The organism is Pseudomonas sp. W3I7 (genome assembly GCF_030816095.1).
Taxonomy (GTDB): domain Bacteria; phylum Pseudomonadota; class Gammaproteobacteria; order Pseudomonadales; family Pseudomonadaceae; genus Aquipseudomonas; species Aquipseudomonas salomonii.
Genome location: NZ_JAUSXP010000001.1, coordinates 2,935,134 through 2,959,635 on the forward strand (window position 1 = coordinate 2,935,134; position 24,502 = coordinate 2,959,635).

At 62.2% G+C, this 24,502-nt stretch carries 16 protein-coding genes and 1 pseudogene; 7 read left to right on the forward strand and 10 right to left on the reverse strand.

Annotated features, from left to right (window positions below; genetic code table 11):
* Positions 1-352: 352 nt before the first annotated feature.
* The 3 genes from QF043_RS13720 to QF043_RS13730 all read left to right on the forward strand — a co-directional run bounded on the left by QF043_RS13720 (position 353) and on the right by QF043_RS13730 (position 3,252).
* Positions 353-1,762, forward strand: a complete 1,410-nt coding sequence (locus QF043_RS13720) for a circularly permuted type 2 ATP-grasp protein (RefSeq protein WP_065930079.1) — start codon at positions 353-355, stop codon at positions 1,760-1,762.
* Positions 1,763-1,764: 2 nt separating this feature from the next.
* The gene (locus QF043_RS13725; protein WP_056859980.1) at positions 1,765-2,715 is read left to right on the forward strand and encodes an alpha-E domain-containing protein; all 951 of its coding nucleotides are present in this window, start codon (positions 1,765-1,767) and stop codon (positions 2,713-2,715) included.
* Between the two features lie 108 nt (positions 2,716-2,823).
* A complete protein-coding gene (locus QF043_RS13730; protein ID WP_307418908.1) occupies positions 2,824-3,252 on the forward strand; it encodes a nuclear transport factor 2 family protein in 429 nt (142 codons plus the stop codon).
* 123 nt (positions 3,253-3,375) lie between these two features.
* Here the strand turns inward: QF043_RS13730 and msrA are convergent, their stop codons facing one another.
* The 3 genes from msrA to msrB all read right to left on the reverse strand — a co-directional run bounded on the left by msrA (position 3,376) and on the right by msrB (position 6,515).
* On the reverse strand, positions 3,376-4,071 hold the full coding sequence (gene msrA / locus QF043_RS13735; RefSeq protein WP_307418910.1) for a peptide-methionine (S)-S-oxide reductase MsrA: 696 nt from the start codon (positions 4,069-4,071) through the stop codon (positions 3,376-3,378).
* A 144-nt stretch (positions 4,072-4,215) separates the two neighbouring features.
* Entirely contained in the window at positions 4,216-5,976 is a 1,761-nt protein-coding gene (locus QF043_RS13740) for a cytochrome c biogenesis protein DipZ (RefSeq protein ID WP_307418911.1), read from the reverse strand.
* A 38-nt stretch (positions 5,977-6,014) separates the two neighbouring features.
* Positions 6,015-6,515: a peptide-methionine (R)-S-oxide reductase MsrB gene (gene msrB / locus QF043_RS13745; protein WP_307418912.1), complete on the reverse strand. Its 501-nt coding sequence runs from the start codon at positions 6,513-6,515 to the stop codon at positions 6,015-6,017.
* A gap of 298 nt (positions 6,516-6,813) precedes the next feature.
* Here msrB and QF043_RS13750 point away from each other — a divergent pair, with 298 nt between their 5' ends.
* Positions 6,814-7,524 (forward strand): response regulator transcription factor, encoded by a 711-nt coding sequence (locus QF043_RS13750; protein ID WP_307418913.1) that lies wholly within the window; start codon positions 6,814-6,816, stop codon positions 7,522-7,524.
* Positions 7,521-8,989: pseudogene (locus QF043_RS13755) on the forward strand (ATP-binding protein). Before QF043_RS13750 ends, QF043_RS13755 begins: the two are co-directional and overlap by 4 nt.
* Positions 8,990-10,204: 1,215 nt before the next feature.
* On the opposite strand, the gene QF043_RS13760 reads toward QF043_RS13755, so the two are convergent.
* Together QF043_RS13760 and QF043_RS13765 are read right to left on the reverse strand one after the other, a co-directional pair.
* Positions 10,205-12,463: an ATP-dependent DNA helicase gene (locus tag QF043_RS13760; protein ID WP_307418914.1), complete on the reverse strand. Its 2,259-nt coding sequence runs from the start codon at positions 12,461-12,463 to the stop codon at positions 10,205-10,207.
* Complete coding sequence (locus QF043_RS13765; protein ID WP_307418915.1) at positions 12,460-14,103, reverse strand: VRR-NUC domain-containing protein; 1,644 nt, start codon at positions 14,101-14,103, stop codon at positions 12,460-12,462. Before QF043_RS13765 ends, QF043_RS13760 begins: the two co-directional genes overlap by 4 nt.
* Positions 14,104-14,303: 200 nt before the next feature.
* Here QF043_RS13765 and QF043_RS13770 point away from each other — a divergent pair, with 200 nt between their 5' ends.
* Positions 14,304-14,528 (forward strand): YgdI/YgdR family lipoprotein, encoded by a 225-nt coding sequence (locus QF043_RS13770; RefSeq protein ID WP_058420249.1) that lies wholly within the window; start codon positions 14,304-14,306, stop codon positions 14,526-14,528.
* Between the two features lie 79 nt (positions 14,529-14,607).
* Here QF043_RS13770 and QF043_RS13775 read toward each other — a convergent pair whose 3' ends face one another.
* Positions 14,608-14,772 carry a hypothetical protein gene (locus tag QF043_RS13775; RefSeq protein ID WP_307418916.1) on the reverse strand — a complete coding sequence of 55 codons (165 nt, stop codon included), beginning with the start codon at positions 14,770-14,772 and terminating at the stop codon, positions 14,608-14,610.
* Positions 14,773-14,961: 189 nt separating this feature from the next.
* Here QF043_RS13775 and QF043_RS13780 point away from each other — a divergent pair, with 189 nt between their 5' ends.
* Positions 14,962-15,234 carry a hypothetical protein gene (locus QF043_RS13780; protein ID WP_307418917.1) on the forward strand — a complete coding sequence of 91 codons (273 nt, stop codon included), beginning with the start codon at positions 14,962-14,964 and terminating at the stop codon, positions 15,232-15,234.
* On the opposite strand, the gene QF043_RS13785 is transcribed toward QF043_RS13780, so the two are convergent.
* From QF043_RS13785 to QF043_RS13800, 4 genes are all read right to left on the reverse strand, one after another.
* Positions 15,235-16,665 carry a lipase gene (locus QF043_RS13785; RefSeq protein WP_307418918.1) on the reverse strand — a complete coding sequence of 477 codons (1,431 nt, stop codon included), beginning with the start codon at positions 16,663-16,665 and terminating at the stop codon, positions 15,235-15,237.
* Between the two features lie 191 nt (positions 16,666-16,856).
* The gene (locus tag QF043_RS13790; protein WP_307418920.1) at positions 16,857-19,964 is read right to left on the reverse strand and encodes an autotransporter domain-containing protein; all 3,108 of its coding nucleotides are present in this window, start codon (positions 19,962-19,964) and stop codon (positions 16,857-16,859) included.
* 213 nt (positions 19,965-20,177) lie between these two features.
* Positions 20,178-23,135: an autotransporter serine protease gene (locus tag QF043_RS13795; RefSeq protein WP_307418922.1), complete on the reverse strand. Its 2,958-nt coding sequence runs from the start codon at positions 23,133-23,135 to the stop codon at positions 20,178-20,180.
* A 30-nt stretch (positions 23,136-23,165) separates the two neighbouring features.
* On the reverse strand, positions 23,166-24,500 hold the full coding sequence (locus QF043_RS13800) for a TolC family outer membrane protein (protein WP_056859967.1): 1,335 nt from the start codon (positions 24,498-24,500) through the stop codon (positions 23,166-23,168).
* Between the last annotated feature and the right edge of the window lie 2 nt (positions 24,501-24,502).

Below are 24,502 nucleotides of genomic sequence, written 5' to 3' on the forward strand. Positions count from 1 at the left end.
CAGCGCTCCCGCTTTTTTGGGGCCGCTACGCAGCCCAGCGCGAGCAAGCTCGCTCGCCACAACAAGCTCGCTCGCCACTAAAGCTCACTTGCCATAACAAGCCTGCTCAGCACCACAAGCTCGCTCGTCACAAGGGAATAACTGCCTTGAACAGCGTTCCGGCACAGGCATTGCTTAATGCATTCATCTGCCCGGATACAGGAGCATTCGTTACCCCCCGACCCAGAGCCGACCCCATAAGAAAGTAAGGACCAGGCCCGTTGGCACCGTCAGCCACAGGCTCATAAAAATATGCGTTTTTTTAAGCGGCAGTGCCACCCAAGGCAACCCTGGGCACTGACAAGGTACTGGAATGGCTCGATCTTTCTTTGATGAAATGAATGACGCAAACGGCGCCTGCCGTGCGCACTATCAGGATTTCTCCCGCTGGCTGGCCAATACGCCGCCGGAACTGTTGGCCCAACGGCGTCGCGAGGCCGATTTGCTGTTCCACCGCGCCGGGATCACCTTCACCCTCTACGGCGACGAACAAGACACCGAGCGCCTGATCCCCTTCGACATCATCCCGCGCAGCATCCCCGCCAGTGAATGGGCCGTGATCGAGCGCGGCTGCATCCAGCGCGTGAATGCGTTGAACATGTTCCTTGCCGATATCTATCACGACCAGCGCATCATCAAGGCCGGGATCATCCCGGCGGACCAAGTGCTGGGCAACGAGGGTTATCAGAAGGCCATGGTCGGGCTGGACCTGCACCGCGACATCTACTCGCATATTTCCGGTGTCGACCTGGTGCGCGACGGCGACGGCACCTACTACGTGCTCGAAGACAACCTTCGCACCCCCAGCGGCGTGAGCTACATGCTCGAAGACCGCAAGATGATGATGCGCCTGTTTCCGGAAGTGTTCGCCAAACAGCGCATTGCGCCGGTGGACCACTACCCCAATCTGCTGCTCAAGACCCTTAAAAGCGCCAGCCGGCTCGACAACCCCAACGTGGTCGTACTGACGCCGGGGCGTTTTAACAGCGCGTTTTTCGAGCACGCATTCCTGGCGCGGGAAATGGGCGTGGAACTGGTGGAAGGCGCCGACCTGTTCGTGCACGACCTCAAAGTGTTCATGCGCACCACCGACGGCCCCAAGCCGGTGGACGTGATCTACCGGCGTATCGACGACGCCTTCCTCGACCCCAAGGCCTTCAACCCGGACTCCATGCTCGGCGTGCCCGGCCTGGTCGCCGCCTACTGCGCGGGCAATGTGGTGCTGGCCAACGCGATCGGCACCGGCGTGGCCGACGACAAGTCGATCTACCCCTATGTACCGGAAATGATCCGCTTCTACCTGGACGAAGAACCGGTGCTGCAAAACGTGCCAACCTTCCAGTGCCGCAAGCCGGATGAGTTGTCCCACGTGCTGGCCCATCTGCCCGAACTGGTGGTCAAGGAAACCCAGGGCTCCGGCGGCTACGGCATGCTGGTCGGCCCGGCGTCGAGCGCCGCCGAGATCGAGGACTTCCGCCAACGCATCAAGGCGCGCCCTCACGCCTACATCGCCCAACCGACCCTGAGCCTGTCCACCTGCCCTACCTTCGTCGAAAACGGCATCGCACCCCGGCACATCGACCTGCGCCCGTTCGTACTCTCGGGCAAGGAAACCCGCCTGGTGCCTGGCGGGCTGACCCGCGTGGCGTTGAAGGAAGGCTCGTTGATCGTCAACTCGTCGCAAGGCGGCGGAACCAAGGACACCTGGGTGGTGGAGGGCTGAGTATGTTGAGTAGAACCGCCGCAGATCTGTACTGGATGTCCCGTTACCTGGAACGTGCCGAGAACCTGGCGCGCATGCTGGAAGTCAGTTATTCGCTGTCGTTGATGCCCCAGGCGGGGCGCAGTGACGGGCTGGATGAGTTGGCCATGTCGCTGCTCAGCAGCGGCACACTGGACGGCTACCTCGAACGCCATAAACAACTGGACGCCGAACGCATGCTGCACTTCTTCGCCCTCGACGAAGAAAACCCTGCCAGCATCTACAACTGCCTGCGCGCCGCCCGTGGCAATGCCCACGCCGTGCGCGGGCGCATCACCGCCGACATGTGGGAAAACCTCAACGCCACCTGGCTGGAAATGCGCAGCATCGCCGCCGGCGGCCTGGCGCGCCATGGCATCAGCCACTTTTGTGACTGGGTCAAACAGCGCTCGCACCTGTTTCGCGGGGCCACCTCCGGCACCATCATGCGCAATGACGCCTACCGGTTTATACGCCTGGGCACCTTTGTCGAGCGTGCGGACAACACCTTGCGCCTGCTGGATGCGCGCTACGAGATGTTTGGCGAGGAATCCGAAGAGGTCAGCGACTTGTCGGCGCGCGGTTATTACCAGTGGAGCGCCCTGCTCCGTGCGTTGTCGTCATTTGAGGCATACACCGAGCTGTACCCGAATGCACTGAATGCGCGCTCGGTCTCGGAGTTGCTGCTGTTGCGCAGTGATGTACCGCGCTCACTGCATGCGTGCATCGAGGAATTGAGCCATATCCTCGCAGACTTGCCTGGCAGTTACGGGCGCACGGCCCAGCGCCTGGCGGCCGAGTTCGAAGCGCGCCTGCGTTATACCGGCATCGATGAGATCCTCGAGGACGGCTTGCACAGCCGGCTCACGGACTTTATCGACACCGTGCGCGAACTGGCGCGGGCGATTCACAGCTCCTACCTGGAAGTGGTGTGAGTGCATTCGGGTTACTTATCTGTCACTTCGGGTGATTGACCCTGCTTGAGTGCCGCTCTTATGTTGGGCAGGTGAACCCCCTTCCCAACATAAGAACAGGTACAGCCCATGTCCGCACTCCACCTGAACCCCGCCGCCGCCCACACCCTGCAACGCTGGCACGCCATGCTGGCCACTCGCGACCTCAACGCCCTGCCCGAACTGCTCGCGCCTGACGCGGTGTTCCGCTCGCCCATGGCCCACACGCCCTACCCCGGCGCGCCGGTGGTGTCGATGATCCTCAACACCGTGATCAAGGTGTTCGAGGATTTCGCCTATCACCGTGAACTGGCGAGCGCCGACGGGCTCAACGTGGTGCTGGAGTTCAGCGCACGCGTGGGTGAAAAACAGCTGAAAGGTATCGATATGATTCGCTTCAACGAACAGGGGCAGATCGTCGAGTTTGAAGTGATGGTGCGCCCGTTGAGTGGGTTGCAGGCGCTGGGTGAGGAGATGGGCCGGCGGCTTGCACCGTACCTGGCCAAGGCCAAATCCTGAGCCCTGAGTAGGACTAAGTGTGCGAGCGGGCTTGCTCGCGAATGCGGTGGGTCAGCCACCCATGTGCTGACTGACACTACGCCTTCGCGGGCAAGCCCGCTCCCACATTGGGTCCTGTGGTGTTTATTGGTTTTTGACTAACACCGGCTCGGCACGGTACTGGTCGGGGAACAGTTTCTTGAGCTGCGCCACCTTGGGCAAATCATTGATCACGATGTAAGGGTAAGACGGGTTCTCGGTCAGAAAGTCCTGGTGATAGGACTCCGCCGGGTAAAACGTCTTGCCCATCTCGACCTGGGTCACGATCGGCTTGTCGAAAGCTTTGGCGGCGTCCAACTGGGCGATATAGGCCTGGGCGACTTTTTGCTGTTCGGCATTTTGCGCGAAAATTTCCGAACGGTACTGGGTGCCGCTGTCCGGGCCCTGGCGGTTCAGTTCAGTGGGGTTATGGGCCACCGAGAAGTAGATCTGCAACAGCTTGCCGTAACTGACTTTGCTTGGGTCGTAAGTCACCGACACCGACTCGGCGTGGCCGGTATCGCCGTCGCTGACCGACTCGTACTGGGCCGTGTTTGCCGCGCCGCCGTCATAGCCGGACACGGCGTTTTTGACGCCTTGCACATGCTGGAACACGCCTTGTACACCCCAGAAGCAACCACCGGCGAACACCGCGGTTTGCAGGTTGCCGGACTCGGCGGGCAGGTCCATGGCCGGTGGCGCGATCATCACCGCGTCATCGGCCCCCCCGAAGGAGAACGCCGAGCTTTGGCCGACGAAAGCGGCGAAGGCCAGTGCGGGTAAAATCTTGAGAAGCTTCATAGAACTCACTCCAGTACGCGGTCAAGTGTGGGAGCTGGCTTGCCTGCGATGGCACCGGCAGATCCAACATCATCGTCGGCAGGTACACCGCTATCGCAGGCAAGCCAGCTCCCACATTGTTTGGGTTATCAGTTCATGAATGGCTTAGCCGAAGGTGAAGGCATACGCCGACACATGCGGGTCAAGAAATTCGATGCTGAACGTGCGGTCTTTAACGCCGGCTGGCTGACGCACCAGCTGATACAGACGCTGCTCGGTCACGGTGCCGCTGCCATCCGGCGCCACATCGGTGCCATGGGCATCGCCGGGGGCCTGGCGATCAATCGTCACCTTGAAGCGCACCGGCTTGCCATCGGCGCCAGGCCCCAGCACCAGGTGCAGGTCACGGGCATGAAAGCGGTAAACCACACGCCCACCGGCCTGGTCGAGGGTGGCTTGCTGGCCGCCGACATTCCATGGGCCTTCCAGGGTCCAGTTGTTCAGGGCCAGGTGGCCGGCCGCCGGGTAATTCACGACTTTGTCGGTGCCTAACGTGCCGGTCGTGACGAAATTTTCCGCACGCTGAAAGCCCAGGTAGGTTTCCGGCGATTGCACCTCGTTCATGTCCGGCGCCTGCTGCACACCCTTGGCATCAGCCTCGATCAAACCACCGGCGACGTGGGTTGCACCGGCCTCACGCAGCAGTTGCTGAATCACCCGCTCCGACTCGGCGTAATCGCCTTCGCCGAAGTGGTGATAGCGAATCTGGCCCTTGGCATCGGCAAAGTAATGTGCCGGCCAGTATTGGTTGTTGAAGGCGCGCCAGATCTTGTAGTTGTTGTCGATCGCCACCGGGTAGGTGATGCCCAGGTCTTTCATGGCCTTGGTGACGTTGTCCACATCGCGTTCAAAGGCAAACTCCGGGGCGTGTACGCCAATCACCACCAAACCCTGGTCTTTGTATTTCTCCGCCCAGGCTTTGACGTACGGCAAGGTGCGCAGGCAGTTGATGCAGGAGTAGGTCCAGAAATCCACCAGCACCACTTTGCCCTTGAGTGCTTCGGCGCTCAGCGGCGGACTGTTGAGCCATTGCACCGCGCCCTCCAGCGGTGGCAGGGAGCCTTCGATTGGCAGTGTGTCGCTGTGGTTGGCCGCCGCCATCATGGCGCCACCGGCCATCATCGCCCCGCTCTTCTGTGCAGGCTTGGCGCTCAGTTGATCCACCAGGCTTTGTTCCAGGCCGCCGGTTGAGGCGGTCGACAAGCGTGACAGCACGCCCGTGTCCAGGCCCAAAGCGATGGCAGCCACACCGGCCAGCATCAGCGCACCCAGGCCACGGCGCAGCCATTCACCGGCGCCCAGGGATTTTTTCATCAAGCCAAAGACTTTACCGCCGACCAGCAGGGCCAAGGCCAGGGACGTGGCAGCCCCGGCGGCGTAGGCCAGCAAGAGCAAGGTAGTGCCGATACTGGCCCCTTGCAGCGCGGCGCCGGTCAGCACCAGCCCCAGAATAGGCCCGGCGCAGGGTGCCCAGAGCAAACCGGTGGCCACGCCGATCAGGAACGACGCGCCCGGACGCGGTTTGGCATCGGCCCCGGCGGCTTCCGACAAGCGACTGCCGGCGGCCACCAACGGCCGCGTCAGGCGTTCCGACAGGTGCGGCAGTAACAGCGTGAGCCCGAACAGGGCAACGCACAGCAACGCGAGCCAACGCCCGTATTGATTGACTTGCACCACCCAACCGCCGCCCACCGCAGCCAGTGAGGCCACCAGGGCGAATGTCACCGCCATCCCCGCTAACAGCGGCAAGCCACTGCGCATAAACGGCTGCCCGGTGCGAGCGAAGACAAAAGGCAGAACAGGCAGGATGCACGGGCTGACAATTGTCAGCACGCCGCCCAGATACGCGAGAACCAGCAGCCACATGGGATCGACCCTTATACGAATTAAAAATAGACATCGGCTTAAGCCGCCGTGAACGTCATGGCGACGCCATTCATGCAATAGCGCAGGCCGGTAGGCGCCGGGCCGTCGTCAAATACGTGGCCTTGGTGGCCCCCGCAACGGCGGCAATGGATTTCCTTGCGCACCACGCCATAGGAGGTGTCGACGTGGCTGGCGACCGCGTTGTCCAGCGGCTGCCAGAAGCTTGGCCAGCCGGTGTGGCTGTCAAACTTGGTGGTCGAGGAGAACAGCGGCAATGCGCAACCGGCACAGGCAAAGGTGCCGGCACGGTGTTCATCATTGAGTGTGCTGCTGTAGGGGCGTTCGGTGCCCTCCTCACGCAGCACGTCGAATTGCTCGGCCGTCAGCAAACTGCGCCACTGGGCTTCGGTGTGGCTGACCTCAAAGGTCTCGGCCGCTTCGGCTTCGCTGATCATGTTGAGCTGTTTCAGCAGGCCGCCGGCCAGGACGGCGACGCCCAGGCCACCACCGGCCAGCAGCATTTGTCGACGTGAGTACATACGATTCTCCTCAACCCATAGGCATTCATGACGGGTGTGCAACTGTGGCGGGCGAGCTTGTTGTGGCGAGCGGGCTTGCCCCGCGTTGGAGTGCGCAGCGCTCCCGTTTTTTTGGGGCCGCTACGCAACCCAACGCGGGGCAAGCCCGCTCGCCACATAAAACCCATCCGCAGCAACAATGTCGCCATCCTGAGCCTTGGACGGTCGCGAAATCCTCACGCAGAGTTAAACAATTCGTGATAACTACACGCTGGCAAAAGCCGCACAATGCGCGCACTACAAGCGAAGGTTTTCTGTTATGGATCAGCCCAAACGTGTCCTGGTGGTCGAGGACGATGCCCATATTGCCGACTTGATCTGCCTGCACCTGCGCGACGAGCAGTTCGAGGTGGTGCACAGCGCCGACGGCACCGAAGGCCTGGGCCTGCTCGAGCAAGGTGGCTGGGATGCACTGATCCTCGACCTGATGCTGCCCGGCGTCGATGGCCTGGAAATCTGCCGGCGTGCCCGCGCCATGGCGCGCTATACACCGATCATCATCACCAGCGCGCGCTCCAGTGAGTTGCACCGCATCCTCGGCCTGGAGCTGGGCGCCGACGACTACCTGGCCAAGCCGTTCTCGATGCCGGAGCTGGTGGCACGGGTCAAGGCCCTGTTGCGCCGGGTCGACGCCATGGCGCGCAACCTGAAGATGGACGCCGGCAGCCTGGAGCTGGGCGCGTTGTTCATCAACCCGCTGACCCGTGACGCCACCCTGCAAGGCCAGCGCCTGGACCTCACGCCGCGCGAATTCGACCTGCTGTACTTCTTTGCCCGCCAGCCCGGCAAAGTCTTCTCGCGCATGGACCTGCTCAACGCGGTGTGGGGCTACAGCCACGAAGGCTACGAGCACACCGTGAACACCCATATCAACCGGCTGCGCGCCAAGGTCGAGGTCGACCCGGGCAACCCGGCGCGCATCCTCACGGTGTGGGGCCGTGGCTACAAATTCGCCGAGAGCGCGCCATGAAGCTGACCCTGACCCAACGCCTGTCGGTGGTGTTCGCCGTGTTGCTGGTGATCTGCAGCGGCACCTCGGCCTGGCTGCAGGTGCGCTCCAACCACATGCATGAACTGGAAGTGGTGCAAGGTTTGTCCCGCGACCTGGCGGCGCACATTGCCCGCGATACCCAACTGATGGACGCCGATGGCCTCAAGCCGGATGCCGTGCGCAACCTGTTCAGCCAGCTGATGCTGGTCAACCCGAGTGTCGAGGTGTACCTGCTCGATATCGACGGCCGTGTGGTCGGTAACGCAGCACCCAGCGGGCATTTGCTGCGTGACCATGTGGATCTTGCGCCAGTGCGGCGCTTTCTCAGCGGCGCCATGCTGCCGATCCTTGGCGATGACCCGCGCAGCGTCGACGGGCGCAAAGTGTTCAGTGCCGCGCCGCTCAAGGCCAACGGCCGGCAAACCGGCTTTCTGTACGTGGTGCTGCTGGGCGAAGCCCATGATGTATACGACGCCAAGGACGCCACCGGCATGGCCTTGAAGATCGCCCTGTGGTCCATCGGCCTGATCGCCCTGCTCTGCCTGATGGCTGGCCTGCTTGCCTTTGCCTGGATCACCCGGCCACTGCGTCAACTGACCGACAAAGTCGGCCAGTTCGACATTAACGGCGCGCCGAAAGCCACCGAAACCAGCGCGCCTGAACTTGCCAGTGGCGATGAAATCGCGGTGCTTGATCACGCTTTCGTGCAAATGCAGAACCGTCTGGGCGAACAATGGCGCGCCATTACCCACCAGGATCAGGAACGCCGCGAGATGGTCGCGAACATTTCCCACGACCTGCGCACACACCACTGGCGTCCTTGCATGGCTACCTGGAAACCCTGTCGCTCAAGGACGCGAGCCTGAGCCCCGAAGAACGCCGGCGCTACCTCGGCATCGCCCTGGACCAAAGCCGCAAGGTCGGCGGGCTGGCCCAGTCACTGCTGGAGCTGGTGCGCCTGGAACATGGTTTTGTGCAGCCGGTAATTGAGGGTTTTTCGCTGCCGGATCTGGTGCAGGACATCTTCCAGAAGTTCGAACTCACCGCCGAAGCCCGCGCCATTACCCTCACCGCCACGCTACCGCCCAAAGTGCCGACAGTGTTGGCCGACCTGGGTTTGATCGAGCGGGTGCTCACCAACCTGCTGGACAATGCGCTGCGCCATACGCCGGTGAATGGCGAAGTCGAGGTGATCCTGGCGCCCGAGGCCGGTGCCGTGGCGGTCACCGTCAGCGACAGCGGCCCGGGCATTGACGCCGAGCTGCGCGAAGGCTTGTTCCTGCGCGCCTTCACCATCGGCGGCGCACGCCGCGATGGCGGCCTGGGCCTGCGCATCGTGCACCGCATCCTTCAATTGCATGGGCGCAGCATCCAGTTGGTGGAACGGCCTGGGCACGGCGCAACCTTCAGGTTCTCCCTGGAAACCCGGGCATCAGTGCGTTGACTGACGTCTGAACTGGGGTGGCGGCCTGTCCTTTAGCGTGCCTCCGTCCTTAGGGAACTGGCTTGTGTGGGAGCTGGCTTGCCTGCGATGGCGGTTTGGCGGGGGTGTTTGGTCGGGGGGGGGTACATATCCATTGCTGCGGTAACGGCGGCGTATGGTTCCGCTCTTACAGCGGGTCACTTTTGCAAGGACGCAAAAGTAACCAAAAGGTCCTCGCCCCAACACTCGGTGCCTCGCTGTGGCTCGGCATGCCCGCAATCCGACACTGATTTGGGGGGCCGCCGCCACGCGCCATCCATGGCGCGGGGCGGCTAAACCGGCATCCCTGCCGGTTTACCCCCCAAATCAGTGTCGAATTCCGGCCATCGTGTTTGACGGGGCGATTTCAGATCAAGATCAAGATCAAGAGCGCAGATCAAAAGACCGCTGACTTCGTCATCGAAAAGGATGTAAGGGCCAGAGCAACAGCAACAGCAACAGCAACAGCAACAGCAGAGCCATACTCGGTCAAAGGTGGGAGCTGGCTTGCCTGCGATGGCATCAACTCTGTGTACCTGACACACCGAGGTGTCTGCATCGCAGGCAAGCCAGCTCCCACAGAAAAGCAGCTATTCAGTGCATGCAAATCCGCAGCCGACCTCATATTCAAAACTGCATGCGATCAACTGTGGGAGCGGGCTTGCTCGCGAATGCGGTGGGTCAGTCAACTCATCTGTCTCTGACACACCGCATTCGCGAGCAAGCCCGCTCCCACATTTAGACTGTGTTGCATCAGGTAAATACGCTTTTGCCTTGCACTTGATCTGGCTCTTGCTTCAACCACTCAGGTCGGCTTTCAGGCCGCCGTGCTGTAGATCTTGATCTTGATTTTGATCTGAGGCGCCCCGTCAACCACGATGGCCGAACGCAGGCTTGAATCCGTGGGTAACCCGGCAGGACGCCGGGTTAGCCGCGCTGGGCCAGGGATGGCCCATCGCGGCGGCCCACGGATTCAAGCCGGAGTGAGGGCACACCGAGCCAGAGCGAGGTGCCGAGTGGTGGGGCACAGACCTTTTGGTTACTTTTGGGGCGTTTGCCAAAAGTGACCCGCTGTAAGAGCGGAACCAATAGAAGCCGTTACCGCAGCAATGGATATGTACACCCACAAACCGCCACAGCAGGCAAACCAGCCCCCACATTTTCCACCGCGTTCGGCCTGAACTAATGTTCCAGCCGTTACATCCCATCCACCGCCCACCAGCGCGGCAACAACTGCCGCACACGCGCCTCGCTAAAGCGGTCATCGATCAACATCACCACGCCTCGGTCCTGCTGGCTGCGGATCACCCTGCCGGCCGCCTGCACGACCTTTTGAATGCCGGGGTACAAATAGGTGTAGTCGTAACCCGCGCCAAAAATCGCACCCATGCGCGCTTTCATCTGCTCGTTGACCGGGTTGAGCTGCGGCAAGCCCAGTGTGGCGATAAACGCGCCGATCAAGCGCGTGCCGGGCAAATCGATGCCTTCGCCAAACGCGCCGCCCAGCACGGCAAAGCCGATGCCACGGCTGTGTTGGGTGAACTGGTCCAGAAACCCTTGGCGCTCGGCTTCGGCCATGCCGCGTGACTGCAACCACAGCGCAATCTTCGGGTGCCGCTCGGCCATCAACTGCGCCACCTGTTGCAGGTAATCAAAACTTGAGAAAAACGCCAGGTAGTTGCCCGGCTGCTTGGCAAACTGCTCGGCAATCAACTCGACAATCGGCGCCAGGGAGGCTTGGCGATGCACAAAACGCGTGGAGATGGCATCGATGATGCGCACCTGCAGTTGCTCGGCCTGGAACGGCGACTCCACATCGATCCATGCGGTATCCCCAGGCAAGCCGAGCAAGTCGGCGTAATAGTGGCGTGGGCTTAAGGTCGCGGAAAACAGCACACTGCTTCGGGCGGCGGTCAACCTGGGGCGGATGAATTCGGCGGGCACCACGTTGCGCAGGCACAGGGTCGAGGCGCTGTGCTTGCCGAACTGGCGCTTGCTGATATCAAAGATGAAGTGTTCATTGAACAGCTCCGCCACCTTGGCAAACTGCAGCGCCTCGAAATAGAAGGTTTGCAGGTCGCCGCTGAGGGCTTCGGGGTGGTCGTTGAAGTAATCGCCCATGGCGCTGCTGCACAGGCTCAGGGCCTGGAGCAATTTGTCGGGTTTGCCGGCGTAAGCCTGGTACGGCGCGAGCTGGTCCTTGTGCACGGCGTTCCATTCACGGTTCAGGCGCTGCAATGGTTTTTTCAGCAGCTGCGGGGCGCTGTCGCGCAGGGTCTTGAGGCTGTACTGGTCGAGGCTGGCGCTGTACATCGAACGGGCGCGCTCCACCAGGTTGTGAGCCTCGTCCACCAGCACGGCGGCGCGCCATTGGTTCAACTGGGCCAGGCCAAACAGCATGGCGCCGAAGTCGAAATAGTAGTTGTAGTCGGCAACCACCAGGTCGGCCCAGCGCGCCATTTCCTGGCTCAGGTAATACGGGCACACCTCATGGGCCAATGCCACCTCGCGCAGGTTGCGCTGGTCCAGCAGGCGCACCCTGGACGCTGCCACGCGTGCCGCCGGCAAGCGATCATAAAAGCCCTTGGCCAACGGGCAGGAATCCCCGTGGCAGGCTTTGTCCAGGTGCTCGCAGGCCTTGTCGCGCGCCACCAGTTCGAGCACGCGCAGCGGCAAATCGGGGCTGCTGGTGTAGAGCACTTGCGCGGCGTCCAGGGCCAGCTTGCGGCCGGGGGTCTTGGCGGTGAGGAAAAACACCTTGTCCAGCTGCTGCGGCGCCAACGCCTTGAGCATCGGAAAGATCGTGCCGACGGTCTTGCCAATCCCCGTAGGCGCCTGGGCCATCAGACAACGGCCGGTGCTGACGGCCTTGTAGACCGACTCGGCCAATGCACGCTGGCCGGTGCGAAATTCGGCATGGGGAAACGCCAGCGCCTGGGCGGCGTGGTTGCGCGCCTCGCGGTGCTGCATTTCCTGGTGGGCCCAGCCGAGGAACAGCGCACATTGCTGGTTGAAGAACTGCTCAAGGTCGGCCGCTTGAAAACGCTGGTTCAGCAAGGTTTCGCCTTCGCCGACAATATCGAAGTACACCAGCGCCAGGTCGATCGCTTGCAGGCCGAGTTTGTGGCACATCAGCCAGCCGTATACCTTGACCTGCGCCCAATGCAATTGGCGATGGTTGGCGGGCTGGGCATCGAGGTCGCCGCGATAGGTTTTGACTTCTTCCAGGCGATTGCTGTCCGGGTCGTAGCCGTCTGCCCTGCCCCGCACCTTGAGCTGCTGGTACTCGCCTTCCAGCGCCACTTCATTCTGGTAATGGGCGCTGCGGCGCGAGGCTACCGTGCGATGGCCGATGATGCCTTCCTGGGCGCTGGGCGACGGCGTAAAGCGCAGGTCCAGGTCGCCGACCTTGGCCGTGAACTCGCACAGCGCGCGCACCGCAACGTTGTAGCTCAAGCGGTTTGCGCCCAGCGCACATAACAGACGGTGACCGGCATCTGGTACTCGCCGCAGAACTCCAGCCAGCGCAGTTGGTTGTCCTGCAGGCGGTCGCCGGGGCCTTTGACTTCGATCATGCGGTAGCTCTTTTGCGCCGGCCAGAACTGGATCAGGTCCGGCATGCCGGCGCGGTTGGCGCGGATATCCAGCAGCAGGCGTTCAAACCAGTAGCGCAGGTGGTCGGCGGGCAGGCAGGTCAGGGCCTGTTCCAGCAGCTCTTCACTGAGCAGGTTCCAGAACACGAATGGCGACTGGATGCCCCATTTGTCTACGTAGCGCTGGCGGATGGTGGTTTTGTAACGCTCATCCGTGAGCTGTTCGAAGCAGGCGGCGAACAACGCTGCGCGACGTTGATGAAAGTCCTCGCTGTGCAGGTCCACTGGCCCGCGCTGGAACGGGTGAAAAAACGAACCCGGCAGCGGCGCGAAAATCGCCTCCCAGCACAACAGCCCGAACAGCGAATTGATCAACCCGTTTTCGACGTAATGCACCGGCGCATCGGGCTCACTCAAATGCGCCTGCACGCAGGATTCCACCGACATCTGCGGCGCCTGCACCAGTGCCAGGTCCAGGCGCGTGACCTCACGCGGCTTGACCTTGGGCAGCGCCGGCTCGCCGAGCTTGCGCCGCAGGCGTGGCAGCACGCGCAGCAGGTGTTGCTGTTCGGCAGCGCTTTGCGGTGCTTGCTGCGCCGCGCATGCCAGGGCCATGGCTTGCGCGTACTCCTCCTGGCGTTCGAGCACGCGAATCAAGCGCGAGCGCGCGCCGGGATAGGCGCAATCACGGTAGATCTGCGCCGCCAATTCGAGCTCGGCACTGCGCTCGCAATATTGGCCGATCTGGAACAGCAATTTAGCCCGGCGTTTTTCCAGCCAGGGGTTGTCGGTGGCCAGCAGCACGATCTGCGCCAGTACCTCATCCAGCGCCTGACCGGCTTCGAAGGCTTGCTGGCATTGGTGCAGGAACAGAAAACCATGCACATCGTCACGGCTACGCAAGCCACGGGATTCGGCGCAGAACTCGACTTTTTCGTAGGTGTAGATGCCCAGGTCAGCCAGCACAAACTCCGACCAGTCCTGGTGCAGGTTGCCGAAGAACATCAGCCGCAGGCGGTCGCACAGGTCCATCACGGTGAGGCTGTAGAGCGTGTCACTCAGCTCGGGGCACCACTGGGCAAAGCTGCGTGACTCGGTGAACTGTGCCGCCAGCCCTTCCAGCCAGTCGGCCTTCTTGCCTTTGGGTTGGTCAATCCATGGCGCGAAGGCGGCGAGGATTTCGCTTTTTTGCAGCAGCGCGAACAGCTCATCAACACTCAACGGTCTCAGGTTTTCGACCCAGCCCTGCTGCACCAGCGCAAGCGCCGCCGTGTGGGTGCAGCCGATTTCCAGATAATTGAGCTTGCTCCCGCGAAAATGCACACCTTTGCGCATCACCATGCGCACCAATAACGCCTGGGACGGCTGCGGCAACCTGTCAAATTGCTGAATAAACTGCATTTCGTCCGGGTCGAGCAAATCGGCATAGCGCTGCCCCAGCCACAGCAGCACTTGGCGGAAGTTATGCAGGTAATACAAGGGGTCGTCGAGGGGGTTGGCCATGTCGCGCACTGATCAAATACTGGTTATGCATACAGAGTGCCGCCAGTGGCGGGCTGTTGCAATCAGTAATAGATAAATGGCCCACGCAACTTTTTGTATAAAAGTGATCAGATAGGACAGTTGATGGCGTAACATTTGTGGCCCGAGGCCTTAGGCCCGGGACTTTTCAGCAGGACTTTTCAGGGTTAAAGGTAAGGGTAATGAACATGAAGAATTTGGGTCTGCCGCTGGTTGCACTCACTTTTCTGCTGATGGCCGGTTGCTCCACGCAAACCGTAGTGACATTGCAAAATGGCACGCAGTATTTGACCAAGGACACCCCCAAGACCAAGACAGCCGATGGGTTCTATGAATTCACCGACATCGCCGGCAAGCACATCCGCATCAAGGCTGATGACGTTGCCACGGTACGCAACGAAAAGTGAAAGCAAACGCCTGAACGTAAAAAGCCCCGCAATGCGGGGCTTTTTCTTACCTGCTTGATCGTTCACCGCGTGGGAACGATCAGTACCGGTAGTACGGGTGGTAATACGGGTGATAGTAGGGATGGTAATAGTACGAGTGGTAGTACGGCCGGTAGCAGCATGAGCCGGGATAGGCCGGGTACACCGCACACCCACCCAGGCCCAACAGTACCAGGGCACACAGCAGCAATCGAAGTCGGGACATGCTCGGTTCCTCACATGACGCGCGAAACAGCTCGCGACGAGTGATTAAACGTGTGAGGCCCGCCCAACCCGTCGCAGCGCTGCGCCGTTGATCGATGAAGATTTATTTACCGAAGGATTTTCGCCACCCCGGCGTTTAACCGATAAGCCGCCTTCATCTTCGAAGGCGGTAGAACGGAGAAAGACGGCCATGGCATTCATGTCCCGGACGGTACGCGCGCTGTTACTCATCCCCCTGAGCCTGGCGGCCCTGGCCAGTGCACCGACGTTTGCCGACACCCTCATCATCCGTCAGCCGCCGCAGGTCATCGTGGTCGCGCCCCCGCCGCCGCCGGTTTATTACGGGCGTTGGGGTTACGCCCCACGGCCTTATTACTATCCACATCATGTTTACAGCTATGGCTACGGCTACCCCCACCGGCCGTATTGGGGCGGTGGCTGGCGGGGGCAGCACTGGCATTGATCAGCCGATGCTGACGCCGTCCGCCCACAGGCCGCCATGCCCGACGCCGACCAGGGTCACCGAGTCGGCGCCAAAGGTCAGCACCGTGTCGGCACCGACCACTTTGGCATGGTCGCGCAGGTCGGTGCTGCCTTCCACATTCTGGAACACCAGCTTGTCCGTGGTTTGGTAGCCGATCAGCCGATCATTGCCAAAATGGCCGCTGAACAGGAAGGTGTTATGCCCACTGTTGTCGCGGATCGTGTCATTGCCTTTGCCGCCTTCGATAAAGTCTGCGCCCTTGCCGCCCTGGATCAGGTCATTGCCGTGGCTGCCGATGATGAAGGTATTGCCCTTGTGCGGTTCGGCATTGCGGTTGAGGTCCTGCACCCAGGTGGTGGCCCGCACCGGGTCGGACAGGTTGGCGACGATTACCGTGGAGTCGCGGGTCATCTGGTCGTAGAAGCCGGACTCGAGGATGCGCGTCATGCCGTCGCCATAACCGGTGGGCAAATGCGAGACCCAGGTCGGCAGGTTGACGATGGAAAACGGCAGGATATTCCACAACGTCGAGGCGTAGTGGTCGTTGAAGCTGACGATATTGTCGGTGGTCGACTCGTGGGGTTTGTCGTGCACGCCCAGGGACGACAAGTTGAAGGATGAGCCGTCAAGCGCGCGGAACACCGGGTCGTTTTCGTAGCCGATGTTCAACACTTTATCGCCCGCGCTCTGGGTCGGTGAGGCATAGGCCACGTAATTGGCGTCCTTGTAGAACCCCGACCATTTGTTGTCGCTTAAATCCGCCAGGCTGTTGACTGCGAGCCCGCCCAGGCTGTGGCCGCTGACCACCACGTCCTTGCCGCTCAGGCCATGGGCACCGGCATAGTCGGCGACATTTTTGAGCAAGCCGCCAAAAGCTTCGCCCGCATAGTTCTTGGCATAATCCTTGGGGCCAAAGGCCGCCAGCAGGTCGCTGATCACGTCGCCGATGGAGTCGGTGATCAAACTTTCCCGTGGCCCCGAGGTGCCACGAAAGCCGATGCCGATTTCGAGCAGTTTGCCGGCGTCATCGTACTTGCCCAGCACCTCGACCTGGGCCGTGGTGTAGCCGGCCTTTTCGCCAAAGAAAGTCCCGCGCGCATCGACTTTGCCGCCATAACCCAGGGCACTGGCGCTGATGGGCGTCCAGCCGGCTTTTTGCACGGCCTCAAGCGCAGCTTTTTCCGAGTCGGGGTTCCAGGGAATGCCGGGAATCACACCTTGTGAATCCGTGCTGCCCAGCAACGCCCCCACCAGCGTGGCCGGCAAGCCAAGCCCCAGGCCATTGTGCTGGTAACCCACGGCAAAGCCGTTATCCAGGTTGTGGTAGGAATACAGCGTGATCGCCATGGCATCGGCGAACAGCGTTTTGGAACCCTCGGTGCCGAGGTTTTTATAGTCAAAGATACCCATGGTAGTGCCTCTCTGTTGTTGGATTTGTAGAGAAAGCGAAAAACACGTTTTAGCGTTGGACGCTGGCTTTATGTGGGAGCTGGCTTGCCTGCGATAGCCTCACCTCAGTGCCACTGACACACCGAGTTGCCTGCATCGCAGTTCAGCCCGGCTCCCACATAAACCCAACCCCATACACGGGGTGAAGCCTTTTAGAACGCCCAGTCGAAGCTCAACCCTACCCCGTGAACCTTGTCCTTGCTGGCCAGCAGGCCGTTGTAGTCAAAGTTCACCCGCGCATCCTTGCTCAACGCCAGGCTGACCCGCGCACCGACCAACGCGGCATCACGCACCATCGGCGCACTTTCTACTGCGAACGCAGGGCCGCCCGAGGCAAACGCCAGGTGCCGCTCGGAATCGGTGCTGCTCAGGTTGTGCTGCCAGCCCAGGGTGCCGGACACTTCCAGTTGCTGGTGATCGTTCACGTTAAAGGTCTTCAAGGCGCGCACGCCCAGGGTGCTCAGCACCACATCGCGGGTGTCGTCGTGGCCTTTGAGCGCGGCGGCGTCACCCTTTTCGGTGAACCCATCAGTGTTCAGATGCACATAGGCCAGGTTGGCGAACGGCTCCAGGGCCAGCGGTTGCAGGTTGACGCGGTAGGCGGCTTCACCGAACACCTGGGTACTGCTCGCATCCACTTTGACCTTCTGCTTGCCGGCCACATCGCCGTATTGCAGGTCACGCTTTACATCGCCGCGATGCCAGCTGTAGGTCGCCCCGCCGCTCAGGCGCAAGGCACCGATCTCATGCCCGGCATAGGCACCGAAGTGGTAGCTGTCGACCGAGGCACGGGAGTGGGTGTCGTTGCCCATGTTCAACGAGGTGTCGCTGTAGCCGGCGACCAAACCGATACGCGTCGACTCATCCAGCGCGCCATCCACACCGGCGAGCATGCCGCCCAGCGACGTGGTGTAGCCCGCGGTGTCGCTGCGGCTGTCGGTCTTGCCCCATGCGCCCAAGGCCTTGACCCACACGTTGCCACGGCTGTCGAGGGTGTCGCTGCCGGCGCCCATCTCGCCATGGCGCAGGCGTTCGCCCACCGCTTCGCGCACGTAACGGCTGTCGTTGATCAACGCACTTTGCAGCGCCGGGTAGATTTCGCCGGAGAGCTGCTGGAACGCGCCTTGGGCCGAGGCCGCATTCGGCGCCAGCAACAGGCTTTCATACACCGCATTGCCTGCGCCCAACTGGTCCGCCGCCGCCGCGACCGCACGCTGGTTCGGCGTGACCGCCACACTGGCGAAGCTGTTGGTGCGCGCCACGTCCAGTTGCACGCCGTTGGCGGCATAGTTGAGGGTACCGCCGATAAACAGGTAGTTCGGCAGCACTGCGCCGAAGCTGCCGGTCACCCCGCCTGCGGCTTGCAGAATGTTGTACTGGCGGCCGATCAGGCTTTGTGCCTGGGAATTAGTCAGCAGTGTCGGGCTGTTTTCCAGGGCCAGGGTCACGGTGCCGCCATTGAGCGTGGCGGTGCCGCCGGCAACAATGCGGTCGCTGCTGGTGGGCGACAGCTCCACCGCGTAGGTCGAACCCGCATCAAAGGTCACGTTGCCCGCCACATTCAAGGTGCCGATGGAGTTACCCGGCGCCACGGTGCCGCCGCTTTTGGCCGTCAGCGAGCCGATACGGCCCGAGCCTCCGAGCACACCGGTCTGGCTGACGGTAACGTCGGAAGTGACCGAACCGTTAATCGCCAGCAAGCCCTGGTTAACCAGGGTCGGCCCGCTGTAGGTGTTGGTGCCGCTCAGCACCAGCGTGCCGATGCCTTGCTTGGTCAGGCCGCCATGGCCGGAGATGGCATTGCTCCACACATCCAGGCCGCAATGCACATCAGTGCACAGACGCTGGGTCGGTTTGCCGGCGTCCACCACGGCGCCGATGCCTGGCAAGTCGGCAACAAACTGACTGCTGCCATAGGCGCCGTCGATACGGAACTCGGCGGGAATATCCTCGGCCGTGACGAACATCCCTGGCCCGTTGACGGCTTTGCCCAGGTTGATCATGCCCCAGCCATACAACGCGTCGATGCCCGGTGCGCCAAGGTCGGTGGCGGTGGTTTTGAGCACGGTGGCGACCTGCTCGCCGCTCATGTAGGGGAAGCGCTCCATCAGCACCGCCGCTGCGCCGGCCACATGGGGCGCCGCCATGGAGGTGCCGTTTTTGTTGGCCCAGTCGCTGGTCAGGTTGCTCAGGTCGGTGCCGTTGATGATCGAACTGAAGATCTTGGTGCCGGGCGCCGACACACAAAAGCTCGCCGCATAACCACAGCGCGACGAGAAGGTGCTGATCACATACGGGTTGGCACTCGTGGTGTCCGGGTTTTGCTGCAAGGCCGCTACCGACAGCCAGTTCGGTGCAATTTCCGGCACAAAGTACGCCAGGCCCGACATCGCATCCGGGTTGTTGAGGTTGTAGTCGTTACCGGCAGCAAAGATGGTCAGCACGCCGCTGCGGGCGGCATCGATTGCGCCTTGGTAGGCGCCGCCTGCGAGGGTGCCGAGGATCGGCCGGATGTTGTTGAACTGCGCCTGGGCTTCATTGACCGTGAAGTTGGGGAACGCCGGATCGCGGCCGCCCTTGGCGAATTGATCGCCAATGCCGATGCCCCAGCTGTTGTTGATGATGCGTGCGCCGCTGGCCACCAGCCCATCCCAGCCGGCCTTGTACACCGTGCCGTCGTTGCCGAGGATGATCCCGTCTTCCGGGCCTGGGTCGCCGTTTTCGGCGCTGAGGATTTGCGCATTGAACGCCACGCCGTGCATCGGCCCGCCGTCACGGTTACCGGCGGCAATCCCGCCGACGTGGGTGCCGTGGTTACCCAGCTTGCCGTTGGAGTCCTTGGACGGCGTGCCGTCATAGCGGAACGCATCGCCGGCCTTTACCGGGATATACGGGTCGGTGTATTGGCGGATGCCTTCGGTGACAATCGTTACCACCTTGTTGGGGCTGGCGAATTCCGGGTGCTGCGCATACACCGGCTGGTCAAAGATGCCCAGCTTGACGCCTTTGCCGGTGTAGCCGGCGGCATACGCGGTGTCTGAATGGATGGCGCCCAGGCCCCAGTCGGCCTTGAACTCGTTGCTGCGCCAACTGGCGGCGTCGCCCAGTTTGCCGGTTTCCACATAGGGTGCGGCCTGGGCGGTCCCCAGACTTGCCAGGCAGCACAGCAACGCGCCGTATGGCACGCAGCTCAAAGCCTTGAGCGGGTAGCTCGGGCCTGTGTGAGTGGCGATCATTAACCCTGGTTTGCGTTTGTTCACGGTGACCTTCCTTAGTTTTCTTATTGCACTTTTTTGGAAATCATCTTTGCCAGATACCCTCGATCTACTGTGGGAGCTGGCTTTTGTGGCGAGGGCGCTTGCTCCCGCTCGGTTGCGCAGCAACCGCAGGCTTTTTGGGGGTGCTTCGCCCCCCAGCGCAAGCAAGCTTGCTCGCCACAACAGCGGGCTCCTACTGCATGATCCAAGGTGTGTTTAGAACTGCCAGTTCAGGCTCAGCCCCACGCCTTGGGTTTTCGCGCTCCCACCCAACTGGCCGTTGTAATCCAGGTTGACCCGCGTGGCCTTGCTCAGCGCCAGGCTGGCCCGCACACCGACCAGCGCGGCATCACGCAGCAAGGGCGAGCTGCGCACGGCAAAGGACGGCCCGCCGGCAACAAACGCCAAGTGCTCTTCGGATTCCACCGCCGTCAGGCTGTGCTGCCAGCCCAGCGAGCCGGACAGCTGCAGCTGCTGATGGTCGTTCAGAGCCAGGGTTTTCAAGGCCCGCACGCCGAGGGTGCTGAGCACCGCATCGCGCCGATCACTGCCACGTTCCAGCGCCGCCGCAGCGCCTTTTTCATGAAAGGAATCACTGTCCAGGTGCACATAGGCCAGGTTGGCGAACGGCTCCAGCGCCAGCGGTTGCAGGTGAATGCGGTAGGCAGCTTCAGTGAACAACTGCGCCGTACTCGCATCCAGCTTGGTCTTTTGCTTGCCGCTGACTGCGCCGTATTGCAGGTCGCGCTTTACGTCGCCGCGGTGCCAGCTGTAGGCGCCGCCCACGCTGAGGCGCCAGTCACCCAGTTCACGCCCGGCATACGCGCCGAAGTGGTAACTGTCGATGGACGCCGATGAATGCGTGCCGCTGCCCATATTCAACGAGCTGTCGCTGTAGCCGGCGACCACACCCACGCGGGTCTGCTCGTCCAGAGCGCCGTCCACACCGGCGAGCAAACCGCCAATCGAGGTGGTCGAGCCTGCCGTTTCGCTGCGGCTGTCGGTCTTGCCCCAGGCGCCAAGGGCCTTGAGCCACAGGTTGCTTTCGCCGTTCACCGGCACATGGCGCAGGCGTTCGCCCACGGCATCGCGCAGTTGCAGGCTGTCGTTGATCAGCATCGCGCCAATCGCCGGGTAGATCTCACCCGACAGTTGCTGCAAACCCTGGCGGGCCGTGGCCACCGAGTCCGACTGCAACAGGCTTTCATACACCGGGTTGCCGGCGCCCAACTGCTCGGCCGCCGCCGCGACACTGCGCTGGTTGCGCGTGGCGGCAACGCTGGCGAACGCAGCATTGTTGCGCCCCACCTCCAACTGCACGCCGTTGGCGGCGTAATCGAGGCTGCCGCCGAGGAACAAGTAATTCGGCAACACCTGGCCAAACTGGCCCTGAATGCCGCCCGCCGCCTGCAGGATGGTGTACTGGCGGCCGATCAGGCTTTGCACTTGGCTCTGGCTGAGCAGTGTGGGGCTGTTTTCCAGGGCCAGGGTCACGGCGCCGCCGCCCAGCACGGCTTTGCCGCCTGCGACGATGCGGTCGCTGCTGGTGGGCGTCAGTTCCACCGCATAGGTGGAGCCTGCACCCAGGTTCACATCACCGGCCACCTGCAAGGTGCCCACGGAATTGCCCGGTGCCACGGTGCCGCCGCTGTTGACGTTCAAGGCGCCGATGCGCCCGGAACCACCGAGGGTGCCGCTGTTGTTGACGGTCACCGCCGAGGTCAGCGAACCGTTGACCGCCAGCAGGCCGCCATTGACGCTGGTTGCACCGCGATACGTGCTGTCGCCGCTGAGCACCAGGCTGCCGGCGCCGGATTTGATCAGGCTGCCCTCATACACGCGGTTGGCGGCGGCCTGATCACGGGCAGAGCCAACGGCGTAATCGGTTTGCTCCTGTTGGCTGGCATTCGCGCCCACGCCGTTCTGCCAGCCCTTGTCGATCAGGGTTTGCTGCCACGCGCTGTGCTCGGCGCGGTCTTCGGCCTGGCGCTGGACCAGGGCCTGGTCAGAGATGCCGTTACTCCACACATCACCCTGCCCGGCCGCCAAGTTGACGTTCATGGCGCCGAGCAATTGCCCCGGCCCGTGCATGGCCCGGCCGAGGTCCGGCACGCCCCAGCCGACGATGGTATTCGGTGCTTGAGTAACAGAGCCATCGAGCTGCGTGGCGGTGGTCAACAGCACCTGCAACGCCTGCTCATTGGTCATGTAGGGGTAGCGCTCCATCACCAGCGCCAGCGCGCCGGTGGCATGGGGGGCCGACATCGAGGTGCCGGACTTGACCCCATAACCGCCGTCGGGAATGGTGCTGTTGATCAGTGCGCCAGGCGTGGAGATGCACCAGTACTTGGCGATCCCGCATTTGTTGTATTTCTGGTTATTGGCCTTATCCAGGCCGGACACCGCCAGCCAGTGGCCTTCCAGTTCCGGCTGGAAATACGGCAAGGCCGAGCGCACGCTGGCATTCGCATACCCGCTGTTGCCGGCGCTGAACACGTTGATCACGCCTGCCTTGGCCACATCCGCTGCGGCATCCAGCCAGGTGCCTCGGTTGTAATGCTGGGCATAGGCCGCATGCAGGTCGCCGAGGGTCTGGTAGCTGACATCCTTGGGCTGGCTGCCCCAGCTGTTGTTGATGGCACGCACGCCGGAATCCACCAGCGCGGTGTACACCGCCTTGAAATACTTGGGGTCCGGGGTCGGGCCAAACAGGAAGCTGTCGTTGGCGTTGGTGTTGCCCACGTAGATTTGCGCGTTGTACGCCACGCCGTGCATGCCCACGCCATCACGGGCCGCGCCCATGGTGCCGGTGACATGGGTACCGTGGGAGTCGTTGTTGGGGTTGAGCGCGCCGGTGGTGCTGAACGCGCTGCCATCCACATACGTGCCGCTGGCGCTGACCGCGTGGTAGCGGTCTTTGGAGGCTTCCGGGTGGTTGGGGTCAAAGCCCGAGTCCAGCGCGCCGACCTTGACCCCGTTGCCGGTGATGCCGGCTGCGTAGGCTTCGTCGGCCTTCATGCGCCCCAGGCCCCAGTCACTCTGGAATTCGGCGGAGCGCCAACTGGCCGGGTTACCTGCTTGGCCGGTTTCGGTGTAGGCCGCCTGCGCCGCAACGGACAACAGGAGTAACGAGCCTGCGGTGAACGGTTTGAAACGTGGTGAATGGGTGATCATCTGACCCCTCCTTATTCTTCTTATGGATGCTCATTTCACCGGGCCGAAAGCCTCATCGACTTTCGCCAGGTCGGTGTCGCGCAAGTTGCCCGCGTAGTAGTGCAATTTGGTCCAGGCCATCAGGTAGTCGTAACGCGCCTGGGCCAGGTCGCGACGGGTGCTGTACAGCTGTTGCTCGGCGTTCAGCGCATCCAGGTTGACCCGCTCGCCGCCGAGGATGCTTTGCTTGGTCGACACCACCAGCGCCTCGGCCGAGGTCAGCGCCTTTTGGTACGCGCGCAGTTTGCTCACGCCCGACAGGCACGCACTGAACTGGCGGCGCAGTTCGATCAGGGTTTCGCGGGTCTTGCCTTCCAGCTCGTACTCGGCCTGTTCCATGCCACGGCTGGCCTGACGGGTGGAGGCGGAGATGCCGCCACCGGCATACAACGGCAGGCTGACTTCAACGCCGATGGTGTTGGTGTCGTAGCGCTGGTTGTAAGTGTTGCCGCTGTCGGATTCCTGTTTGCGCGAGCTGGCATACGCGGTGATCTTCGGCAAATGCCCGGCGCGGTTGCGCTCCACTTCATAACGCGCGACTTCCACGGCCTGGCGCTGCGACGCCAGCGTGGGGTTATTGCTCAACGCCAGTTCATGCCAGGTGTCGTAGTTGGCCGGGGTCAGGGTGAAGGCGGCAAAACTCTGGTTCAGCGGCGCCAGGTCGTGGATGTCGACACTTTGCACGCCGATCAACGCCCCCAGCTCGCGCAATGACGCGTCCTGCTCATCCAGCGCCTGGATCTCTTCGGCGGTGGCCAGCTCATAGCGCGACTCGGCTTCGAGAATATCGGTGCGCGTGCCTTCGCCCTGTTGGAACAGGTGCTGGTTCTGCTGGAACTGCTGCTCGTAGGCCTTTTTCTTGGCGCGGGCAATGTCGATCTGGTCCTGGGCAAACAGCGCCTGGGTGTAATAGCTCAGCACCCGCACCAGCAACGCCTGGCTCTTGTCGCGAAAGCTTTCATCGGCAAACAGCGCCTGGGCCACACCCTTGCGGTAGTTGGCGTAGGCTTCGTAGTCGAACAACGGCTGTTGCAGGCTGAAGGTCGAGCCATAGCTGTTGTAGTTGCGGTCGTCGCGGTAACTGCCGCCGCGCCCGTCCGGCAGGTGCGCTTCGGAGTTGTTGCGGCCCTTGTTGTAGTTGTACGACAGGCGCGGCAACAGCCCGGCACGGCCGATGGTGCGGTTTTCCAGGCCGGCGTCACGCTCCTTGATGGCGCCGAGGAACACCGGATCGTTACGCAATGCCTGCTCGTACACATCAAACGGGCCCATGGCGGCGTGGGCACTGGTGCAGCTCAACAATAAGGTGATGAACACAACGCGCATGC

What these genes read in the sequence shown, in the direction of transcription:
- QF043_RS13720 (WP_065930079.1), top strand. Translation starts at nt 353, where the DNA reads ATGGCTCGATCTTTCTTTGATGAAATGAATGACGCAAACGGCGCCTGC.
- QF043_RS13750 (WP_307418913.1), top strand. Translation starts at nt 6,814, where the DNA reads ATGGATCAGCCCAAACGTGTCCTGGTGGTCGAGGACGATGCCCATATT.
- QF043_RS13740 (WP_307418911.1), bottom strand. Translation starts at nt 5,976, where the DNA reads ATGTGGCTGCTGGTTCTCGCGTATCTGGGCGGCGTGCTGACAATTGTC.
- msrB (WP_307418912.1), bottom strand. Translation starts at nt 6,515, where the DNA reads ATGTACTCACGTCGACAAATGCTGCTGGCCGGTGGTGGCCTGGGCGTC.
- QF043_RS13800 (WP_056859967.1), bottom strand. Translation starts at nt 24,500, where the DNA reads ATGCGCGTTGTGTTCATCACCTTATTGTTGAGCTGCACCAGTGCCCAC.
- msrA (WP_307418910.1), bottom strand. Translation starts at nt 4,071, where the DNA reads ATGAAGCTTCTCAAGATTTTACCCGCACTGGCCTTCGCCGCTTTCGTC.
- QF043_RS13725 (WP_056859980.1), top strand. Translation starts at nt 1,765, where the DNA reads ATGTTGAGTAGAACCGCCGCAGATCTGTACTGGATGTCCCGTTACCTG.
- QF043_RS13770 (WP_058420249.1), top strand. Translation starts at nt 14,304, where the DNA reads ATGAACATGAAGAATTTGGGTCTGCCGCTGGTTGCACTCACTTTTCTG.
- QF043_RS13785 (WP_307418918.1), bottom strand. Translation starts at nt 16,665, where the DNA reads ATGGGTATCTTTGACTATAAAAACCTCGGCACCGAGGGTTCCAAAACG.
- QF043_RS13775 (WP_307418916.1), bottom strand. Translation starts at nt 14,772, where the DNA reads ATGTCCCGACTTCGATTGCTGCTGTGTGCCCTGGTACTGTTGGGCCTG.
- QF043_RS13765 (WP_307418915.1), bottom strand. Translation starts at nt 14,103, where the DNA reads ATGGCCAACCCCCTCGACGACCCCTTGTATTACCTGCATAACTTCCGC.
- QF043_RS13780 (WP_307418917.1), top strand. Translation starts at nt 14,962, where the DNA reads ATGGCATTCATGTCCCGGACGGTACGCGCGCTGTTACTCATCCCCCTG.
- QF043_RS13795 (WP_307418922.1), bottom strand. Translation starts at nt 23,135, where the DNA reads ATGATCACCCATTCACCACGTTTCAAACCGTTCACCGCAGGCTCGTTA.
- QF043_RS13730 (WP_307418908.1), top strand. Translation starts at nt 2,824, where the DNA reads ATGTCCGCACTCCACCTGAACCCCGCCGCCGCCCACACCCTGCAACGC.